Annotated in this window: 19 protein-coding genes and 1 pseudogene; 14 read left to right on the top strand and 6 right to left on the bottom strand. The window is 69.6% G+C overall.

Annotated elements, in window-relative coordinates; all coding sequences use genetic code 11:
- The 3 genes from AC07ZS_RS27155 to AC07ZS_RS27145 all read left to right on the top strand — a co-directional run.
- A partial coding sequence (locus AC07ZS_RS27155; RefSeq protein WP_494801562.1) for a CHASE3 domain-containing protein occupies positions 1 to 1,386 on the top strand: 1,386 nt, incomplete at its 5' end.
- On the top strand, positions 1,383 to 2,735 hold the full coding sequence (locus AC07ZS_RS27150; protein WP_494801561.1) for a sensor histidine kinase: 1,353 nt from the start codon (positions 1,383 to 1,385) through the stop codon (positions 2,733 to 2,735). The genes AC07ZS_RS27155 and AC07ZS_RS27150, both read left to right, overlap by 4 nt.
- Before the next feature lie 7 nt (positions 2,736 to 2,742).
- Entirely contained in the window at positions 2,743 to 3,420 is a 678-nt protein-coding gene (locus tag AC07ZS_RS27145) for a DUF1345 domain-containing protein (protein ID WP_494801560.1), read from the top strand.
- A gap of 13 nt (positions 3,421 to 3,433) precedes the next feature.
- On the opposite strand, the gene AC07ZS_RS27140 is transcribed toward AC07ZS_RS27145, so the two are convergent.
- Positions 3,434 to 3,598: a hypothetical protein gene (locus AC07ZS_RS27140; protein WP_494801559.1), complete on the bottom strand. Its 165-nt coding sequence runs from the start codon at positions 3,596 to 3,598 to the stop codon at positions 3,434 to 3,436.
- 226 nt (positions 3,599 to 3,824) lie between these two features.
- Here AC07ZS_RS27140 and pyk point away from each other — a divergent pair, with 226 nt between their 5' ends.
- The gene (gene pyk, locus AC07ZS_RS27135) at positions 3,825 to 5,258 is read left to right on the top strand and encodes a pyruvate kinase (protein ID WP_494801558.1); all 1,434 of its coding nucleotides are present in this window, start codon (positions 3,825 to 3,827) and stop codon (positions 5,256 to 5,258) included.
- On the opposite strand, the gene AC07ZS_RS27130 is transcribed toward pyk, so the two are convergent.
- Together AC07ZS_RS27130 and AC07ZS_RS27125 are read right to left on the bottom strand one after the other, a co-directional pair.
- Positions 5,255 to 6,022, bottom strand: a complete 768-nt coding sequence (locus AC07ZS_RS27130) for a DUF481 domain-containing protein (RefSeq protein ID WP_494801557.1) — start codon at positions 6,020 to 6,022, stop codon at positions 5,255 to 5,257. The two genes, pyk and AC07ZS_RS27130, sit on opposite strands and share 4 nt — an antisense overlap.
- A gap of 32 nt (positions 6,023 to 6,054) precedes the next feature.
- On the bottom strand, positions 6,055 to 6,627 hold the full coding sequence (locus AC07ZS_RS27125; RefSeq protein ID WP_494801556.1) for a phosphatase PAP2 family protein: 573 nt from the start codon (positions 6,625 to 6,627) through the stop codon (positions 6,055 to 6,057).
- A 141-nt stretch (positions 6,628 to 6,768) separates the two neighbouring features.
- Between AC07ZS_RS27125 and fba the strand changes: the two genes are divergently transcribed.
- The gene (gene fba, locus AC07ZS_RS27120) at positions 6,769 to 7,833 is read left to right on the top strand and encodes a class II fructose-bisphosphate aldolase (protein WP_494801555.1); all 1,065 of its coding nucleotides are present in this window, start codon (positions 6,769 to 6,771) and stop codon (positions 7,831 to 7,833) included.
- Positions 7,834 to 7,888: 55 nt separating this feature from the next.
- Here the strand turns inward: fba and AC07ZS_RS27115 are convergent, their stop codons facing one another.
- Positions 7,889 to 8,716 carry an IclR family transcriptional regulator gene (locus tag AC07ZS_RS27115; protein ID WP_494801554.1) on the bottom strand — a complete coding sequence of 276 codons (828 nt, stop codon included), beginning with the start codon at positions 8,714 to 8,716 and terminating at the stop codon, positions 7,889 to 7,891.
- 181 nt (positions 8,717 to 8,897) lie between these two features.
- Here AC07ZS_RS27115 and AC07ZS_RS27110 point away from each other — a divergent pair, with 181 nt between their 5' ends.
- The 3 genes from AC07ZS_RS27110 to AC07ZS_RS27100 all read left to right on the top strand — a co-directional run bounded on the left by AC07ZS_RS27110 (position 8,898) and on the right by AC07ZS_RS27100 (position 12,659).
- Positions 8,898 to 10,586 (top strand): long-chain fatty acid--CoA ligase, encoded by a 1,689-nt coding sequence (locus tag AC07ZS_RS27110; protein ID WP_494801553.1) that lies wholly within the window; start codon positions 8,898 to 8,900, stop codon positions 10,584 to 10,586.
- Positions 10,587 to 10,626: 40 nt separating this feature from the next.
- Positions 10,627 to 11,622 (top strand): tripartite tricarboxylate transporter substrate binding protein, encoded by a 996-nt coding sequence (locus AC07ZS_RS27105; protein ID WP_494801552.1) that lies wholly within the window; start codon positions 10,627 to 10,629, stop codon positions 11,620 to 11,622.
- Positions 11,623 to 11,750: 128 nt separating this feature from the next.
- Entirely contained in the window at positions 11,751 to 12,659 is a 909-nt protein-coding gene (locus AC07ZS_RS27100; RefSeq protein WP_494801551.1) for a phosphoribosylaminoimidazolesuccinocarboxamide synthase, read from the top strand.
- On the opposite strand, the gene trxA is transcribed toward AC07ZS_RS27100, so the two are convergent.
- Complete coding sequence (gene trxA / locus AC07ZS_RS27095) at positions 12,660 to 13,559, bottom strand: thioredoxin (RefSeq protein WP_494801550.1); 900 nt, start codon at positions 13,557 to 13,559, stop codon at positions 12,660 to 12,662.
- A gap of 112 nt (positions 13,560 to 13,671) precedes the next feature.
- Here trxA and purE point away from each other — a divergent pair, with 112 nt between their 5' ends.
- From purE to AC07ZS_RS27080, 3 genes are read left to right on the top strand one after another with little or no spacing between them, the layout of a single operon-like run.
- On the top strand, positions 13,672 to 14,160 hold the full coding sequence (purE, locus tag AC07ZS_RS27090; RefSeq protein WP_494801549.1) for a 5-(carboxyamino)imidazole ribonucleotide mutase: 489 nt from the start codon (positions 13,672 to 13,674) through the stop codon (positions 14,158 to 14,160).
- Positions 14,157 to 15,398 (top strand): 5-(carboxyamino)imidazole ribonucleotide synthase, encoded by a 1,242-nt coding sequence (locus tag AC07ZS_RS27085; RefSeq protein WP_494801548.1) that lies wholly within the window; start codon positions 14,157 to 14,159, stop codon positions 15,396 to 15,398. The genes purE and AC07ZS_RS27085 overlap by 4 nt, the downstream gene beginning before the upstream one ends.
- A 19-nt stretch (positions 15,399 to 15,417) precedes the next feature.
- Entirely contained in the window at positions 15,418 to 16,425 is a 1,008-nt protein-coding gene (locus AC07ZS_RS27080; RefSeq protein WP_494801563.1) for an L-threonylcarbamoyladenylate synthase, read from the top strand.
- 166 nt (positions 16,426 to 16,591) lie between these two features.
- On the opposite strand, the gene dacB is transcribed toward AC07ZS_RS27080, so the two are convergent.
- Positions 16,592 to 18,139, bottom strand: coding sequence for a D-alanyl-D-alanine carboxypeptidase/D-alanyl-D-alanine endopeptidase (gene dacB, locus AC07ZS_RS27075; RefSeq protein ID WP_494801547.1), 1,548 nt, complete (start codon positions 18,137 to 18,139; stop codon positions 16,592 to 16,594).
- A 95-nt stretch (positions 18,140 to 18,234) separates the two neighbouring features.
- Between dacB and tsaB the strand changes: the two genes are divergently transcribed.
- From tsaB to AC07ZS_RS27060, 3 genes and pseudogenes are all read left to right on the top strand, one after another.
- Positions 18,235 to 18,993 (top strand): tRNA (adenosine(37)-N6)-threonylcarbamoyltransferase complex dimerization subunit type 1 TsaB, encoded by a 759-nt coding sequence (gene tsaB / locus AC07ZS_RS27070; protein ID WP_494801546.1) that lies wholly within the window; start codon positions 18,235 to 18,237, stop codon positions 18,991 to 18,993.
- Between the two features lie 8 nt (positions 18,994 to 19,001).
- On the top strand, positions 19,002 to 19,583 hold the full coding sequence (rimI, locus tag AC07ZS_RS27065; RefSeq protein WP_494801545.1) for a ribosomal protein S18-alanine N-acetyltransferase: 582 nt from the start codon (positions 19,002 to 19,004) through the stop codon (positions 19,581 to 19,583).
- Positions 19,580 to 19,799 (top strand): annotated as a pseudogene (locus AC07ZS_RS27060) (uracil-DNA glycosylase); the annotation flags it as partial. The gene rimI and the pseudogene AC07ZS_RS27060, both read left to right, overlap by 4 nt.

Genomic DNA, 19,799 nt, shown 5'->3' with positions numbered 1-19,799 from the left:
CCCCCCAGGCGCCGGGCGCCGTGGCGAACCCCGCTGGCCATTGCGTTGGCGGTGCTGCTGGCATTGGGGGTGTTGGCAGGGGCGGAGTGGACGTACCAGCGCGCACTCGGCGCCATGGCCGGGCTGGGCGCACGCGACACCGCCCGCACCGCCATCCAGACCGTCATGCGCCGACTGCTGGACATGGAAACCGCGCAGCGCGGCTACCTGCTGACCGGCCGCCCCCAGTACCTCGACCCCTATCAGGCGGCCGAAACGGACATCGCCCACGCCATCAGCCGCCTGCGTGAGCACTACCGAAACGATACCGATTTGCTGCGCCTGGTCGACAGCCTGCAGGAACGTGCGGGGGAAAAGATTTCCGAAGTCACCGAGACCATTACCCTGTACAACGCCGGCTCCCACGCGGCCTGGCACGGCCTCATGCTCACCGACATCGGCCGCGAAAAGATGGAAGGCGTGCGCCGCGCGGCCGATGTCCTGCTGGTCACGGAAGAGCGCCGCCTGGCCATCGAACGCGCGGCCATCTACCGCACCCTGGGGGCGGGGCGCATCGGCGTGTACGCGCTGACGCTGCTCAGCCTGCTCGCCTATGTGTTCTTCCTGCGCAAGAACGCGGCCCTGCAGAACAGCCAGATCGAACACGCCCGCCACCTGCAGGTCGAGCGCGATTCGCTGGAAAGCCAGGTGCGGCTGCGCACCGAGGAACTCGCACAGCTCAACCTGGGCCTGCAGGAGATGCGCGACGGCGAGCGCAGCGGTCTGGCGCGCGCGCTGCACGACGAGCTGGGCGCCCTGCTCACCGCCGCCAAGCTCGACCTCACCCGGCTGCGCCACGCGCTGCACACCACCGACCCCGAGGTGACCGAGCGCCTGCGGCACCTGAGTGCGTCGCTGGATGAGGGCATCGGGATGAAGCGGCGCATCATGGAAGAACTGATGCCGTCGGCCTTGCACAACCTGGGCCTGCAGGCCGCGCTCGAACAGCGCGCCACCGAGTTCGAGCGCCACACGGGCGTGAACATCGATCTCGCCTTCATGCCCGTGACGCTCACCGCTCCCACCGAGCAGGCCTTGTTCGCCGTCGTGCAAGGCGCCCTCTCCAACATCGAACGGCACGCCAGCGCCACACAGGTCTCCTTGCGTCTGGCCCAGGAAGGCGTGCATGCCCTGGTGGAGGTGCAGGACAACGGCCGGGGCTTCGCCGATCGGTCCGGCACCACCTCGGCCAGCGGACTCAAGAACCTGCGCCACCGCATCGAGTCGCTGGGCGGTCAGTTCAGCGTGCACTCGGTGCCGGGCTCGGGCACCCGCATCCAGGCGCGCCTGCCCATGCGCCAGCGCGAGCTGGACAGCGGCCACCCACATGCTACAAACCCGCCATGATGATCAAATCCTCGATCGAGCGTGTCGCGCGCAACCGCTTCGGGATGCCCATCATCCTCGCCTTGGCGCTGATCATGGTGGTGGTCAACGAAGCCAGCTACCAGCATTCGCGCTCCACGTTGATGCAGGGCATCACCTTGAGCGATGCGCGCCAGCAGGCCGCCCGAACCCTGCAGGCGCTCACCGACGCCGAGGTCGCGGTGCGCGCCTTCATGCTCAGCGCCCAGCAGGCCGACCTCGCGAACTACCGTGAAGCCATCAACGAGATGGAGGGTGTGCAGCAGGACGCGTTCAAGCGGCTGGAAGAGCTGGATCCCAAGCGCACCGTGTCGGTGTCGGATGTGCGCAAGCGCATCGAGGAGCGCACGGCCACCTTGAACCAGTGGGTCAACATGATCGAACAGGGTCGGCGCACCGACGCCCAGACGCTGGCGGTGAGCGACCAGGGCCGCCTGCGGTACGCCGAGCTGCGCCAGGAGTTCGAGTTCGTGCTCGAGCGCGCCGCCGCGATCCAGAAGACCGCCCGCGTGTCGCTGTTCGACGCCATGATGATCAACCGGCTGGCGATCCACCTGCTGGTGCTGGTGGCCTGGGTGGCGCTGATCCTGTTCATGCGCCAGTTGCGCGAGAGCGACCGGCGCCAGTCCGAGGAACACCAGCGGCTGGCCACGCAGGTGGCCTTGCGCACCACCGCGCTGCGCAACCTGGCCGGCCACCACGTGAACGCCCGGGAAGACGAGCGCGGGCGCGTGGCGCGCGAACTGCACGACGAGATGGGCGGCCTGCTCACCGCGATGAAGCTGGACATCGCGCGCCTGCGCCGCGTGCCCGCGTTGCCGGCGCCTGCGCTGGAGCGGCTGGCGAGCATCGAGCAGCGCCTCACCGAAGGCATTGCGGTAAAGCGGCGCATCATCGAGCACCTGCGACCCTCGTCGCTGGACCAGCTGGGGCTGATCCCCGCGCTGGACATGCTCTGCCAGGACGCGGCCAGCCGCATGGGCATCGCGGTGGACACGCAGTTCTCGCCGGTCCAGCTCGGCAAGGATGCCGAGCTCACCGTGTACCGGCTGGTGCAGGAGTCCCTGACCAACGTCCAGAAATACGCACATGCCCGCCGCGTATCGGTGGAGCTGGCGCAGGCCGGGGACACGGTGCGCGTCTCGGTGCGCGACGACGGCAAGGGTTTCGACATCGACAGCGTGCCGGCCGGCCACCACGGCCTGCTGGGCATGCGGGTGCGGGTGGAGTCGCACAGCGGTCAACTGAGTGTTCACAGCGCCATGCACCAGGGTACCCGGGTCGAAGCCGAGCTGCCGGCCCACCCCGTTGAAAAGGCCGATCTGGCCTGAACGCCCCATGCCCGCTGCGCACCGCCTGACCCATCTCACGGCCTGGCAGCGGCAAGCCGTGGCCTTGCTGCCTGCCGTGCTGGCCGGCGTTGCCGGCGCCGCTGGGACCTCGTCGCCGGCCCCCGCACCCTGGCTGATGGCCTGGATCGTGTACTGCGCCACCTACGTCGGCCTGGTCTGGCACCTCGCGGCTCGCCTGGACGCGGCCGCCACCCGGCACCGCGCGCGGCGCGAGGACCCGGGCGCCATGATGCTGTTCGTGCTGGTCACCGCGGCCGCATGCGCCAGCCTGGTGGCGGTGGCGATGAACGTGCAGGCCACCCAGGCCCTGCAAGGCTGGCAGCGCGCGTCCAACCTCGGCCTCATGGCGCTCTCGCTGGCGGGCGCGTGGCTGCTGATCCAGTGCGTGTTCACGCTGCATTACGCGCGGGTCTACTACCGCAGCCAGGGAACGCAGGACGACACACCGACACGGGGGCTGAGCTTCCCGGACGGCAAGGATCCGGACTACCTCGATCTGCTGTACTACAGCGCCGTGATCGGCATGACCTCGCAGGTGTCCGACGTCAGCATCCGCAGCCGCGCCATGCGGCACCTCACGCTGGTGCATGCCTTGCTGTCGTTCGCGTTCAACCTGATCGTGCTGGCCACGGCGGTCAACGTCTTCGCCGGCGCGGGGCGCTGACGCCCGCGCCAGGTCATGGCGTGAGGGTGGCGGTCATGGCCGACACGGCGATGTTCATGCCGGCCACGGCCCGCACGAAATGCGCTTCGACATCGAACCAGGGATGGACCGCCGCGGCAGACACGGCGATCACCAGGGTCGCGAGATAACCCACGATGGCAGGTGCGGGCAGGTGCATGAGGCTCTCCCTGAATGGCGTCGGCGTTCCGGAGGGCATCCTTCCCGCATGAGTCGACTCTAGGGACGATCGATGCGCACCCCGACCGGACAATGGCGGCTTGTGGCGTCGGACTTGTCCTACAAAAGCGACAGGCGGCAGCCTGTAACCAGACCGTAACTGGTTTCACAGATAATTGAAACCAAATTACAAACCGGCCACCGCGGCCTTCCTGGAGACAGTTTTCATGTCCATGCGCGCCACCAAGATCGTTGCCACCCTGGGTCCTGCATCGAGCGACCCCGACCTGCTCGAGCGGATGATCCGCGCCGGCGTCAACGTGGTCCGGCTCAATTTCTCCCACGGCACCGCCCAGGACCACATCGACCGCGCCGAGCTCGTGCGCGCGGCGGCCCAGCGCGCGGGCCGCGAGGTCGGCATCATGGCCGATCTGCAGGGGCCCAAGATCCGTGTCGGCAAGTTCGCCCAGGGCAAGGTCATGCTGGAGCCGGGCATGCCGTTCGTGCTCGATGCCTCGCGCACCGAACCCGGCGACCTCGAAGGCGTAGGCCTGGACTACAAGGAGCTGCCGCGCGATGTGAAGGCCGGCGACACCCTGCTGCTCAACGACGGTCTGATCGTGCTCACCATCAACAAGGTGGTCGGCCCGGCGGTGCACACCACCGTCAAGCTCGGCGGCGAGCTGTCCAACAACAAGGGCATCAACAAGCAGGGCGGCGGCCTGACCGCGCCCGCGCTGACCGCCAAGGACATGGACGACATCAAGACCGCCATGGGTCTGAAGGCCGACTACGTGGCGGTGAGCTTCCCCAAGAACGCGACCGACATGGAACTGGCCCGCCAGCTCTGCAACGTCGCCGGCGCGGCCTTGGCCCACAAGCCCGCGCTGATCGCCAAGATCGAGCGCGCCGAGGCGATCCCCGAACTGGCCGCCATCCTCAAGGTGTCCGACGGCATCATGGTCGCGCGCGGCGACCTCGCGGTGGAAGTGGGCAACGCGGCGGTGCCCGGCCTGCAGAAGCACATGATCCGGCTGGCGCGCGAGATGGACAAGGTGGTGATCACCGCCACGCAGATGATGGAGAGCATGATCGTCAACCCGGTGCCCACGCGCGCCGAGGTGAGCGACGTGGCCAACGCGGTGCTCGACGGCACCGACGCGGTGATGCTCAGCGCCGAAACCGCCGCCGGCCGCTTCCCGCTGGAAACCGTGATGGAGATGGCCAACATCTGCTCGGAAGCCGAAAAGGCCGAGTACCGCGAGCTCTCGGCCGATTTCCAGGGCAAGACCTTCAAGCGCATCGACCAATCCATCGCCATGGGCGCGCTGTTCACCGCCCACCACCTCGGTGCCAAGGCCATCGTGGCCTTGACCGACTCGGGCTCCACCGCGCTGTGGATGAGCCGGCACAACGTGCGCATGCCGATCTACGCCATGACGCCCAACCTCTCGACCCAGCGCCGCATGACGCTCTACCGCAACGTGCGCCCGCTGCTGATGGACAACAGCACCGACCGCGATTCCGCGCTGCTGGACGCCGAGGCGCACCTGAAGAAGCGCGGCATCGTGCAGACCGGCGACGTCTACGCCATCACCGTGGGCGAGCCCATGGGACAGCCCGGCGGCACCAACACGCTCAAGATCTGCCGAGCGGCCTAGTCAAACCGAAGTGAGACACCGGTCACGAACATCGTGTCGGCCTTCTTGAGGTTGGTCCCGGGATCGCTGTCGTAGCGGTAGCTCAGGCCCGCCGACAGGTTGATCGCCTCGGTCATCGCCACGGTCAGGCCGGTGTCGAACACGGCGCGGTATTTGCCCGAATCGCGCAGGTCGGGGTAGAGCGTGAACTTCTGGCGCAGGCTGGTGGTCTCGGTGAGCTTGTGGCTGGATTCCTCCGCCAGCACCAGCTCCAGGCGGCCGTACCGGTCGCGCATGGCACCGGCAATGTCGGTGGACCGGATGTAGCGGTCGTAGGTGTAGCCCAGACCGACCGACACATCGAAGAAGCCCCTTTCCTCCTGCCACACGTGCCGGCCCACGCCGCTGGCCACCGAGGTCCGGCCCGCGATGTTGGCCAGCCGGTCGCGCAGCAGCTCGCCCGAACCGAAGCCGAACCAGTCCACCGAGAAGTCGCGGTTGTACTGGGTGCGCGCGCCGTAGCGCTCGGTCGTGTCCACGCCCGAACTGCGCGCGCGGTCGGCCTTGGCGGCCCAGGTCCACTTGTCATCGTCGGTCTCGCGCGCGCCCTCCGCCGCGAGGTTCAGCGTGCCGGCGTCGTTGTTGCCCGATGAAATGTTGGCGCCGGCGGTCAACAGGTAGCGCCATTGGCCGTCGGGCTTGAGCGTGACCTGGGCCTGCGAAAGGGTCGGCAAAAGCAGGGCCGAAACGGCGGTCAGGGTCCCGATCAGGGGGCGGCAAGGCATGGCGAGTCCTTTCTTTGGGTTGGCGTTATCCCCTAAGGGACTCGCCAGGGCGCCGCCTCGGTTCCCCCGGTTTTGTGACGATTGGTATCCAGCCAGGCGAAGCCCCGCCGGGCCGTCAACGCGCAGGCCGCCCCCAGCAGCAGGCCCACGGTGATGTCCGACACGAAGTGCAGGCCCAGGAACACACGGCTCCAGGCGATGGCCAGCGCCACCGCGCCGGCCGCGATCAGCCAGCGGCGTGGCTGCCACGGCGCAAAGAACGCGAGCGCCACGGCCCAGGCACCCGCCACGGCGGCATGGAAGCTGGGAAAGCTCGCCGTGGCCGCGTGGGCAAGCCATTGCCGCCCCAGACCCAGCTCGAAGGGGCGGGCCACATGCACCGTCTCGCGGATGCCGCGCACCGCCAGCCAGGCCAGCACCATGGCCAGGCACACGCCCAGGAACTGCCTGCGCGCGGCCGGGCCGAACAGCAGCAGCGGCACCAGGGCCAGCACGGCCAGGGCCGGCAGGTCGGTAGAAACCCAGCGCGCCAGCGCCAGCAGCCAGGCCGGCGTGTCGGCCGTGGCGTTGATCCAGAGAAACAGCAGGGTGTCGAGGCGGGTCATGGGGTGTCCGAAGTTCGCCCCAGTCTGTCCTCCGCACATTAAGGCCGTGTGAAATGACACAAAGCCATCACATCCGGCCAACAGGTCGAAAGTTAAAATGCCGGGTTACACCACGGTTACCAACTGATTAAGGGGAATCTCATGGCGCTCGTTTCCATGCGCGAACTGCTCGACCACGCCGCCGCCAACGGCTACGGCATTCCGGCTTTCAACGTCAACAACCTCGAACAGGTGCAGGCCGTGATGGCCGCCGCCGACGAAGTCGGCGCGCCGGTGATCCTGCAAGCCAGCGCCGGGGCCCGCAAATACGCCGGCGAGCCCTTCATCAAGCACCTGATCCAGGCCGCGATGGAGGCCTACCCGCACATCCCCCTGGTGATGCACCAGGACCACGGCACCTCGCCCAAGATCTGCGAAGGCGCGATCAACCTGGGCTTCGGTTCGGTGATGATGGACGGTTCGCTGATGGAAGACGGCAAGACCCCGGCCTCGTTCGACTACAACGTGGACGTGACCCGCAAGGTGGTGGACATGGCGCACAAGGTCGGCGTCACGGTGGAAGGTGAGCTCGGCTGCTTGGGCAACCTGGAAACCGGCGAAGCCGGCGAGGAAGACGGCATCGGCGCCGAAGGCAAGCTGGACCACAGCCAGATGCTGACCGACCCCGAGGAAGCCGCCGTGTTCGTCAAGGCCACCCAGCTCGACGCCCTGGCCATCGCCATCGGCACCAGCCACGGCGCCTACAAGTTCAGCCGCAAGCCCACGGGCGACATCCTGGCCATCAGCCGCGTCAAGGAAATCCACAAGCGCATCCCCAATACCCACCTGGTGATGCACGGCTCGTCCTCCGTGCCGGCCGAGCTGCTGGCCATCATCAACCAGTACGGCGGCAAGATGAAGGAAACCTACGGCGTGCCGGTCGAGGAGATCCAGGAAGCCATCAAGCACGGCGTGCGCAAGATCAACATCGACACCGACATCCGCCTGGCCATGACCGGCGCGGTGCGCAAGTTCCTGGCCGAGAACCCCGACAAGTTCGACGCCCGCGAGTGGCTCAAGCCCGCGCGCGAAGCCGCCAAGCAGGTCTGCAAGGCCCGCTACCTGGAGTTCGGCTGCGAAGGCCAGGGCAGCAAGATCAAGGGCGAGACCCTGCAGGTGGTCGCGGCGAAGTACGCCAAGGGCGAACTCGCCCAGCTCGTGAACTGATCACCCCTCGGTCACAAGAAAGGCGCCACCCTCGCGGTGGCGTTTTTCATGGCGCTCAATCTTCCCAGGCCGCGGCCTGGATCGCCGCCACGATCTCGCGGCCCGTGCGAACCAGCGCGGGCCCGAAATTCTCATGCAGCAAAGTGCCCTGCAAGCGCGAGGCCGGTCCGCCCACGGTGAGCGCCAGCGGTTCGCGGCCGTCGCCCAGGTCGATGCCGACCCCGACAGCAGCGATCTCGCTCTCCCACTCCGATTCGGACGTCACGTAACCGCGCCCTGCGCTGTCGGCCTCGGCACGCCGCAGGCCGGCTTCGCGCACCGGCCACAGCGCGGCGTTTTCCGCCTGCAGCCTGCCGGCAATCAAGGCTTGCATGCCCGGCGGCGTGGCGCACCAGATGGCGCGGCCCATCGCGGTCTCCGCGAACGGCAGGCGCGTGCCCACGTCCAGCCCGAGAATGAGGCGCGCCGTGCTGCGGCAATGCGCCACATAGACCACCGAGGTGCCGTGCCGCACGCCCAGCGAGATCGCGGCCTGCGTGTGCTCGGCCAGCGTTTCCATGAAAGGCCGCGCGATGCGCCCGACCTGGAAGTTGGACAACACGCTGAAGCCCAGCGAGAGGACCGCCGGGCTCAGCGCGTACTCGCCGGTGGCCGCGCGGTGCCGCAGGTAGCCCAGGCTGGTCAGCGTGAACGTGAGGCGCGAGACGGTGGCCTGCGGCAGCCCGCTGCGGCGCGCGAGTTCCTGGTGCGCGAGCCAGCGGTCGGACGGGCCGAAGCAGCGCAGCACCGTGAGCCCGCGCGCCAGCGCAGTGACGAAACGGCGGTCCTCGGCGGGATCGGTGTCGGCGAGCAGGGGGGATGGCGTGTGGCGCTGGCGCCCCATGAAAGGTCTCCTTTTTCTGCAGACCGGAATACGGTGCATCACATATTCCGCTCAACGGAATTCTGAATCTCTTTCGTCGGATGCCAGATGCTCGGTTTCCCTGAAGGCCATTTACACCGCCTTGGCGCGAACCCTATATTGATGGCCATCCTCCTGTTTTCCGCTTAGCGGAACAACCACCATGCCTTCGCAAACGGCCCACTGGCCGCCCGGCCAGCCCCGGCAGCTCACGCTGCCGCAGACCAACCTCTTCCACAACCTGGCGGTGTCGGCCGCGCGGTTTCCCGACAAGCCCTTCATCGTCTTCTACGACACGCCGCTGAGCTACGCGCAGTGCCTGAACGAAGCCGAGCACATCGCAGGCCATCTGCAGCAGGTGTGCGGCGTGAGGCCGGGCGACCGCGTGCTGCTGTGCATGCAGAACAGCCCACAGTGGGCCCTGGCCTTCTACGGCATCCTGCGCGCCAACGCGGTGGTGGTGCCGGTGAACCCGATGAACCGCGTGGAAGAGCTGCGCCATTGCCTCAGCGACAGCGGCGCGCAGGTGGCCTTCGTGGCGCAGGACCTGCTGCCGCAGCTGCAACCGCTGCTCACCACCGAGGACGAAGGCCTGCGCCACCTCGTGGTGGCCACCTACAGCGACCACCTGCGCGTGCCCACCGAGCTGCGCGTGCCCGACTTCGTGGCCGCGCCGCGCCTGCCCGTCGCGGGACCCGGCCTCGTGGCCTGGTCCGATGTGGTGGCGGCCGCCCGCACGCCCGGGCTGCTGACCGCCGGCCCCGACGACCTCTGCGCCATGCCCTACACCTCGGGCACCACCGGCCTGCCCAAGGGCTGCATGCACACCCACCGCAGCGTGATGAGCACCCTGGTCGGCGGCGTGCGCTGGTTCGGCACGTCGCAGGACGCGGTCTGTCTCTCGGTGCTGCCCTTCTTCCACGTCACCGGCCTCTCGGGCAGCCTGAACGGCCCGCTGTACGCGGGCGCGACCCTGGTGGTGCTCTCGCGCTGGGACCGCGAGGTCGCCGCGATCTGCATGCAGCGCTACCGCGTGACCATGTGGCAGGCGATCTCCACCATGGTGATCGACTTCCTCGCGCACCCGCAGCTCGACCACTTCGACCTGGCCAGCCTGGCCTGCGTGCGCGGCGGCGGCGCCGCCATGCCCGACGCGGTGGCCGCGCGCCTCCAGGCACTCACCGGGCAGCACTACATCGAAGGCTACGGCATGTCCGAGACCATGGCCGCCACCCACATCAACCCCACGCACCGGCCCAAGCCCCAATGCCTGGGCCTGCCGGTGTTCGACGTGGACGCGCGCGTGCTCGACCCCGACACCCTGGCCGAACGCCCCATCGGCGAGACCGGCGAGATCGTGGTGCATGGGCCGCAGCTCATGCAGGGCTACTGGCGCAACCCGCAGGCCACTAGCGAAGCCTTCATCGACATCGACGGCAAGCGCTTCCTGCGCACCGGCGATCTCGGCCATGTCGACGAAGAAGGCTACTTCTTCATGACCGACCGCCTCAAACGCATGATCAACGCGAGTGGCTTCAAGGTCTGGCCGGCCGAGGTGGAGGCGCTCATGTACCACCACCCGGCGATCCAGGAAGCCTGTGTGATCGGTGTGCGCGACGCGCGCCGCGGCGAGACCGTCAAGGCCCTGGTGGTGCTGCGGCCCGACCAGCGCGGCCGGATCAGCGAGCAGGACGTGATCGACTGGGCGCACGGCCACATGGCCGCCTACAAAAGCCCGCGCATCGTGGAATTCGTGGAAACGCTGCCCCGCTCGGGCAGCGGCAAGGTGATGTGGCGCGAACTGCAGGAACAGCAGGCCGCGCGCGACGCACAGACACCCCATCCCTCCTGAGCAACCGCCCACCCGGCATCACCACCGAAGGAGACAACGCATGCGACACCCCTCACACCCCTCGAAGCGCCGCCGCGCGCTGCTGCTCGCCACCGCCGCCAGCGCAGGCCTGGCCCCGTTCGGCCTCGCGCAGGCGCAATCGCCCGCTTACCCGAACCGCCCGGTGACGATGATCATCCCCTGGCCCGCTGGCGGTTCGACCGACCGCCACCTGCGTGCGCTGGCCGAGATCGCGAGCAAGCACCTGGGCCAGCCCATCGTGATCGAGAACCGCCCCGGTGCCGGCGGCACCCTGGGCCCGAGCACCATGGCGCAGACGGCCAAACCCGACGGCTACACCATCGCCCAGTTCCCGCTCGGCCTGCTGCGCATGCCCCACATGCAGAAGACCAACTGGGACCCGCTGACCGACTTCACCTACATCATCGGCGTCTCGGGCTACACCTTCGGCCTCACCGTCAAGGCCGACTCGCCCTACAAGACTTTCAAGGACTACATCGAGGCCGCGCGCAAGCAGCCCGGTGCCATCAACTACGGCTCCACCGGCACCGGCAGCAGCCCGCACCTGCTGATGGAGGAACTGGCTGGCAACGCCAAGGTGCAACTCACGCACGTGCCGTTCAAGGGCAATGCCGACCTGCAGGCCGCCCTGCTCGGCGGCCACGTGATGGCGCAGAGCGACGCCAGCGGCTGGGACAAATACGTGGACGGCGGCCAGATGCGCCTGCTCGTCACTTTCGGCGAACAGCGCACCCAGCGCTGGCCCGAGGTGCCCACCGCGCAGGAACTCGGCTACGGCGTGGTGTCCACCTCGCCCTACGGCCTGGCCGGCCCCAAAGGCATGGACCCGGCGGTCACCAAGGTGCTGCACGACGCGTTCAAGAAGGCCATGGAGGACCCCAAGCACATCGAGGTGCTGGGCCAGCTCAACCAGGCCATGTGGTACCGCAACGGCGAGGACTACCGCAAGTGGGCGGCCGAGACCTACGCCAAGGACAAGGCCCTGATCGAGCGCCTGGGGCTGGCGGGCAAATAGGCACCGCACTGCCGGACTCGACTTTCGGCCCCAAGCCGCCGCCAACTTGCGATAATCCCCCGGAATGGTTCAAAGCCCGTTGGCTGTTCAACGGGCTTTTTTCTTGTCCCGCTTTCTTTGACCCGACCATGACCTCTGCCTTGCACACATCGGCCCTGACCTCCCTGCCCCTGCTGGCGCGCGGCAAGGTGCGCGACAACTACGCCGTGGGCGACGACCGCATCCTGATGGTGGCGAGCGACCGCATCAGCGCTTTCGACGTGATCATGGGCGAGCCGATTCCCGGCAAGGGCGAGCTGCTGACCCGGCTCTCGCTGTTCTGGTTCGACCAGCTCGGCCCCAAGGGCCTGGCCATCTGCCCGATCCACCTCACCGGCGAGGCGCCCGAGAGCGTGGTCTCGCCGGCCGAGGTGCCGCAGGTCACCGGCCGCTCGATGCTGGTGCAGCGGCTCAAGCCGATCCCGGTGGAAGCCGTGGTGCGCGGCTACCTGGCCGGCAGCGGCTGGAAGGAGTACCAGGAAAGCCGCTCGGTCTGTGGCGTGAAACTGCCCGAGGGCCTGCAGAACGCCTCGCAGCTGCCCGAGCCCATCTACACGCCGGCGGCCAAGGCGGCCATGGGCGAGCACGACGAGAACATCACCTTCGAGCGCACGGTCGAGATGATCGGCCCCGAGCTCGCCGCACAGATCCGCGACGTGTCGATCGCGCTCTACAAGGCGGCCGCGGCGATCGCGCTGAAGAAGGGCATCATCATCGCTGACACCAAGTTCGAGTTCGGCCTGGACAAGGCCGGCAAGCTGGTGCTCATGGACGAGGTGCTCACGCCCGACAGCTCGCGCTACTGGCCGGCCGAGAGCTACGTGGTGGGCCAGAACCCGCCCAGCTACGACAAGCAGTTCCTGCGAGACTGGCTGGAGACCGCGCAGGTCGGCGGCAAGCCCTGGGACAAGACCCCGCCCGCGCCGCGCCTGCCGCGCGAGGTGATCGAGAAGACCGCCGCCAAATACCAGGAGGCGCTCACGCGCCTGATGGGCTGATCAGCTGAGAACCACGCTGGAGAGGCGACGGCGGTAGGTCGCCACCGTCGGGTCTTCCGGCGGCACCTGCCCCTCGGCCACCTTGGGCTTGGGCGGGTCGATCACGTCGAGGATCGCGATGAAGGTCTTGCGCGCCAGGTCCTCTTTCCAGGTCTTGTCGCGCATCAGGATCTCCAGCAGCTCGTCCATCGCCACCGTCCACTGGCCGTAGGCCATGAGCAGCTGTGCGAGCGCGAAGCGCGACTCGAAGTCGCGCTTGTTCGCGGCGATGGCCGCCTGCAGCTCCGCCGCGCGGGCGTCGGGGTCGGCCACCTCGGCCTGCGCGTCGCGCGCGGCCATCCAGCGCTGCAGCGAGTCGAGCCGGCGCACGCCCGCCGCCTTGGCGATCACCGGGGCGAACGCCACCTTGGCATCGTCGTCCTGCCCCATTTCCAGCAGCAGTTTCACCAGGTCGAAGCGGGCATCGTCGTTGTCCGGCTCGGCCTGCACGGTCTGGCGCATCTGGTCCAGCGCGCCTTCGAGGTCGCCCTCGGCCAGCGCATCGGGCTGCGCCTCCTCGGCCTCGGGCTCCTCGCCGGCCGGCAGGTGCTTGTCGAGAAAGGCCTTGATCTGGCCCTCGGGCATCGCGCCCATGAAACCGTCGACCGGCTGGCCGTTCTTGAGCAGCACGCAGGTGGGGATGCTGCGGATGCCGAAGGCCGCGGCGAGCTGCTGTTCCTGGTCGGAATCGATCTTGACCAGCTTGAAGCGGCCGGCGTAGTCGGCTTCCAGCTTCTCCAGCAGCGGGCCGATCACCTTGCAGGGACCGCACCACGGGGCCCAGAAATCCACCAGCACGGGGGTATTCATCGAAGCCTCGATGACCTCGGCTTCAAAGTTGGCGACGGTGACGTTGATCATGGGAGCGGCCTGGGCAAACGTAAAATCCACACTTTACCGGAGACGCCATGCCCTGCCATGTGCGCGACCGATCCAGCCCCGTTCAAGGGGCGCACCGGCCAGAGGCACCGTCATGAACCCCATCCAAGTGGGTGTGCTCATGGGCTCCAGCAGCGACTGGGACACCATGCAGCACGCCGTGCAGATCCTGCAGGACTTCGGCATCGCACACGAAGCGCGTGTGGTCTCGGCGCACCGCATGCCCGACGATATGTTCACCTACGCCCAGGCGGCCGCCGAGCGCGGGCTCAAGGCCATCATCGCCGGCGCCGGCGGTGCGGCGCACCTGCCAGGCATGCTGGCAGCCAAGACCGTCGTGCCGGTGCTCGGCGTGCCGGTGGCCAGCAAGCACCTCAGCGGCGTGGACTCGCTGCACAGCATCGTGCAGATGCCCAAGGGCGTGCCCGTGGCCACGTTCGCGATCGGCGCCGCCGGCGCGGCCAACGCGGCCCTGTTCGCCGTGGCCATGCTCGCCAGCCACGACCCCGAGCTGCGCCACAAGCTCGACACCTTCCGCGCGCAACAGACCGCCGCCGCCCGCGCGATGACCCTGCCGACATGAGCCCCAAGACCCTTCTTCCCGGCGCCCCCTCCGTCCACAAGGGCCAGCAGACCACGCTGGGCGTGATGGGCGGCGGCCAGCTCGGCCGCATGTTCGTGCAGGCCGCGCAGGCCATGGGCTACTTCACCGTGGTGCTTGACCCCGATCCGGCCAGCCCGGCCGGTCTGGTGAGCCACCACCACATCAAGACGGCGTACGACGACGAGCAGGGCCTGGCCCAGCTGATCCAGCGCTGCGACGCGATCACCACCGAGTTCGAGAACGTGCCGGCGCACGCCCTGCTGACGCTCGCGGCCCAGCGGCCGGTGGCCCCGTCCGCCGCCTGCGTGGCCATCGCGCAGGACCGGGTGAAAGAGAAGGGCCATTTCGAGCATTGCGCGCACATCAGCGGCGTGGCCCCGGCACCGCACGCCGTCATCACCACCGATGCCGCACTCAAGGCCGTGCCGGCCGATCTGCTGCCCGGCATCCTCAAGACCGCGCGCATGGGCTACGACGGCAAGGGCCAGGTGCGCGTGTCCACGCGCGAGGAACTGGCCGCCGCCTGGGACGACCTGGACAAGGTGCCCTGCGTGCTGGAAAAAATGCTCAAGCTGCGCGCCGAATGCTCGGTGATCGTCGCGCGCGGGGCCGACGGCCAGGTGGTGAGCTTCCCGGTGCAGAAGAACACGCACCACGACGGCATCCTCGCCCTCACGGAAGTTTTCGACGGCGCCCTCGACCCCACGCTGGCGCGGCGCGCGCAGGCCAGCACCGCGGCCATCGCGAACCACCTGCGCTATGTGGGCGTGCTCTGCGTCGAGTACTTCGTGGTGGAGAAGGCCGACGGCACGCTCGACCTCGTGGTCAACGAAATGGCGCCGCGCCCGCACAACAGCGGCCACTACACGCAGAACGCCTGCGACCTGTCGCAATTCGAGGCCCAGGTGCGCGCGCTCGCCGGCCTGCCGCTGCCCACGCCGCGCCAGCACAGCCCGGCCATCATGGTCAACCTGCTGGGGGACCTCTGGTTCGAGCCCAACGCCGTGCGCGCGCAGGCCAGCCGGCAACCCGTCTCGCCACCCTGGGGCGCGGTGCTCGCCCTGCCGGGCACCCACCTGCACCTCTACGGCAAGCTGAGCGCGCGCCCCGGCCGCAAGATGGGCCACCTCAACATCACCGGCGCGAGCGTGGTGCAGGTGCGCGAGACCGCGGCGCAGGTGCTCTCGCTGCTCGGCCTGCCCGCGCTCGCCGACTGAGGCGCCGCGCATGCCGCCGCTGCTGCTGCCCGCGAAAGACACGGCCGCCGTCGACAGCGCGGCACAGCGCCTGGCCGCCGGTTCGCTGGTCGGCATGCCCACCGAAACCGTCTACGGCCTCGCCGCCGACGCCGACAACGCCACGGCGGTGCACCGCATCTTCGAGGCCAAGGGCCGCCCGGCCGACCACCCGCTGATCGTGCACCTCGCGCCCGGCGAGGGCGCGCACGGCTGGCGCGCGGGTGTGGACCACTACGCGCGCGAGGTGCCGGCCTTTGCCGCCGCGCTCATGCAGGCCTTCTGGCCCGGCCCGCTCACGCTGATCCTGCCGCGCCGTGAGGGCGTGGCCGCGGTCGCGGCCGGCGGGCAGGACTCGGTCGGCCTGCGCTGCCCTGCGCACCCGGTGGCCCAGGCGCTGCTGAGCGCGGCCGCCGTGCGCGGCGTGAGCGGTGTGGCCGCGCCCAGCGCGAACCGCTTCGGCCGGGTCAGCCCCACCACCGCCGCGCACGTGGCCGACGAGTTCGCCAGCCTGGCGGCCGACGAGCTGCTGATCCTCGACGGCGGTGCCTGCCCGGTGGGCATCGAATCCACCATCGTCGACTGCACACGCGGCCACCCCGTGCTGCTGCGCCCCGGCATGATCACCGTGGCGCAGCTCGAAGCCGCCTGCGGCCAGCCGCTGCGCGAACGCGACGAAGCCGCACCGCGCGCCTCGGGCACGCTGGAATCGCATTACGCGCCACGCGCCAAGGTTCGGTTGATGGATGCGGCGCAACTGCGCGCGGCCTTCCAGGTGCTGGGCGACGACGCGAAACACATCGCGGTCTACACCCGCAGCCCCCTCGAACCCACCCGCGGGGTGCCGCGCCGGCGCATGCCGGACGACGCGGCCGCCGCCGCGCAGGAGCTGTTTGCCGTGCTGCGCGAGCTGGACGCCACCGGCGTGCGCCTGATCTGGGTGGAAACGCCGCCCGAGGACCCGGCCTGGGACGGCGTGCGCGACCGGCTGAAGCGCGCTGCGGCTTGACAGAAACACCCCCCTGCGCCGCTTTGCGGCTTCCCCCCTCCGTGGCGCGCCTTCGGCGCTTCGAGAGGGGACGGCATCTCGGGCCGGCGGAGCCGGACCCTGGATGCCCCTGGTGGGCGTTGCCTCTCTCGTTGCAGATCGCGCTCCGGCGCGGTCAAGCGCTGTCTCAATCCGGCAGCAGGGCGGTCCACTCCAGCAGCGCGTCGAGCGCGGGCCGGGCGGCGGCGGCGTTGGGGTGGTTGATGAAGCCCACCACCACATAGCGCGCGCCGTTCGACGCATTGACGTAGCCGGCAATGCCGGTGACGTCGCGCAGCGTGCCGGTCTTGACCCAGGCGTTGCCGCGCGCGGCGCTCTGGCCGCCGCGCGCCAGCCGTGCCGCCGTGCCGCTGACCCCGGCGATCGAGAGCGACTGCACGAACTGCACGCCTTGCGGATGGCGCGCGGCGTGGCGCAGCAGGCCGGCCAGCGCCTCGGGCGTGATGCGCTCGTCGCGCGACAGGCCCGAACCGTTGTCGAGCACCGGCCCGGGCACGCGGGGGCCGAAGGTGCGCTTCCACCAGTCGGTCACCACCTCACGCGAGTATTCAAAGCGCGCCGGACGCGAAGGCACCAGCCGGTCGGCGGCGGAGCCCCGGGCGACCGCGGCGAGCGCGGGCGTGGCCGTCTGTGGCGGCGCCAGCTGGCCCAGCGTGAGAAACACCTGCTGCGCCATCACGTTGTTGCTCCACTGGTTCACGTCCACGATGACCTCGGACAGGGGCAGCGAACGCGCCTCGTGCAGCAGCTGCACCTCGGCCGGCATGGTGCCGTCGCGCACCTGGCCGGTGATGGAGCCCCCGCTGGCGCGCCACAGGCCCTCCATGGCGCGCGCGGCATAACTCGCCGGCTGCTGGTAGGCCACCGGCCACTTGAGTTCGCCGCAGACCTGCGGGTAGCGGCCCTCGAAGCGGATGCTGTTCGGGTCGTCGAAACGCGCCTGCACGGTGCTGCGCCAGTCACCGCATGCCGTGCCACGCGAGAGCGGCACGGTGGCGTCGACCGCCAGGCCGGCCATGGGCGGCTCGCTGAGCACGCGGGCCACGCCGTTGGCCAGGTCGGGCTGGAACGTGAGGATGACCGACTTGAAATTGACCAGCAAGGCATCGGGCGTGGCGTTGTAGGGGCGCAGGGCCTCGCCGTCGAAGGCGCCCGGGTCGATGGCGGGCAGCTCGAACGCGCTGTGATCGAGCACCATGTCGCCCAGGATCACGCGCACGCCCTTGGCCTGCAGGGCCAGGTAGGCCTCCTGGATGCGCTCGAGCACGAACTTGGGATCCCCGCCGCCGCGCACGTACAGGTTGCCGCGCAGCACACCGTTTTCGACCGAACCGTCGGTGTAGAAGCGCGTGTTCCAGGTGAAATCGCTGCCCAGCAGGTCGATGGCGGCGTAGGTCGTCACCAGCTTCATCACCGAGGCCGGGTTCACCGGGGTGCCGGCGCGGTGGCGCAGGCGCTCATGGGCGTCGGGATCGACCGAGATCACCAGCGCCGACAGCGCGCTCGCCGGCACCTGGGCGCGGCTCATCGCCGCCAGCACCGCCGGCGGCAAGGGATCACCGCGGCCGGCCATCTGGGCGCAGGCGGGCAAGGTCAGGCCGGCCAGCAGGCACAGCGCCAGCCCACGCGCCCGGCGAAGGGGCGTTGCACGGCGGAAAAATTCGGTGTCCAACATGGGGTTTCATTATGAAACGGCGCTGCAACAGAACCGGTCGCGGCCGCGCGAATGGCCCTGGCAGGGGATGGCCGGTGGTGCCCGATAATCCCGGGATGCCTTCCGCCTTGCGCCTGCTCGCCCTCGAAACCAGCACCGACACCCTCTCGGTGGCCCTGGGCAGCGGCGCGCCCGATGGCCCGTTGTGGCAGCACAGCGGCCCGGGCGGCGCGATGGCCTCGACCACCCTGCTGCCGCTGGTGAAACAGCTGCTCGATGCCTCGGGCTGGGCGCTGAACAGCCTGGACGCCGTGGTGTTCGGCCGCGGGCCCGGCTCCTTCACCGGCTTGCGCACCGCCTGCGCCGTGGCCCAGGGCCTGGCCTATGGGGCGCAGGACGCCGCCCGCCCACTCGGCTTGCCGGTGCTGCCGGTCGACACCCTGCTGGCCCTGGCCGAAGAAGCCCGCTGGCGCCACCAGCAGGCCGGCCACGCACTGCCCGAGCGCATCGCGGCCCTGCTCGACGCCCGCATGGGCGAGCTGTACGTGGCCACGTACGCCTGCACACCGGAAGGGCTGCCGCCGCTGGCACCACCCCGCCTGTGCGCGCCGGCCGATCTGGGCGCGCACCTGCAGGCCGACGGCGCCACCCTGCTCACGGGCAATGTCTTCGACAGCTATACCGATGCCCTGGCCGGGCTGCCAGGCTCCCGCCTGCCGGCCCTGCCCACGGCCGCCGCGCTGCTGCGCCTGGCGCCTGGCCTGCTGGCCGCGGGCGCGGCGGTGGCCGCGCGCGATGCCTTGCCGCTGTACGTGCGCGACAAGGTGGCCCAGACCACCGACGAGCGCGAGCGCCTGCGCGCGGCCGCGCCTTGAAACCCGCCATGGACACCACCCTGAACGCCCCGACCGCGTGGCCGCTGCCGGACACCGAGCGTCCGCCCGCCACCCGCGAGCGCCGCATCGCGTTCGCAGCGATGACCGAGGCCGACCTGGACGCCGTGCGGGCGGTGGAGGTCGCGGCCTACGCTCACCCCTGGTCGCACAAGCATTTCCACGACTCGCTGCAGGCCGGCTACCCGGCGGTCCTGCTGCTGGGCGAGGCGCTGCCGAATGAGAAGGCCCCGGCCGTGCAGGTCGACGGCCGCGTGCTGCTGGGCTACCTCGTGGCCATGCCCGGCGTGGACGAGGTGCACCTGCTCAACATCACCGTGGCACCGGCCCACCAGCGCCAGGGCTGGGCGCGCTTCATGCTCGACGCCCTGGTGCTGTGGTCGCGCGGCCAGCAGGCCCAATGGCTCTGGCTGGAGGTGCGCCAGAGCAACGAGGCCGCGCGCCGCCTGTACGAGCGCTACGGCTTCTCGCAGGTCGGCCTGCGCAAGGGCTACTACCCGGACGGCCACCTGCGCCGGGAAGACGCCGTCGTCATGAGCCTGAATCTTGCGGCGGTCCGGAGCCCACGATGAGCGACCACGCACCCGACACCTCCTTCGTGCCGCAGCTGGATGCACGCCAACGCGCCATGCTGGCCGAGATGGGCGTGCGCGTCTGGGCGCCCAAGCCCGTGCCGCCTGCCGCCGCGGCCCCTGTGGAGGCCGCTCCCCGGGCCGTCGCCGACACGCCGAGGAACACGCCCCCCCCGGTCGCCGCGCCTTCGCGCCCAGCCCCCGTGGCCGCCACAC

It is taken from the genome of Hydrogenophaga sp. GW456-12-10-14-TSB4, from assembly GCF_059424305.1.
This window is presented reverse-complemented; position numbering and strand designations above follow the sequence as displayed.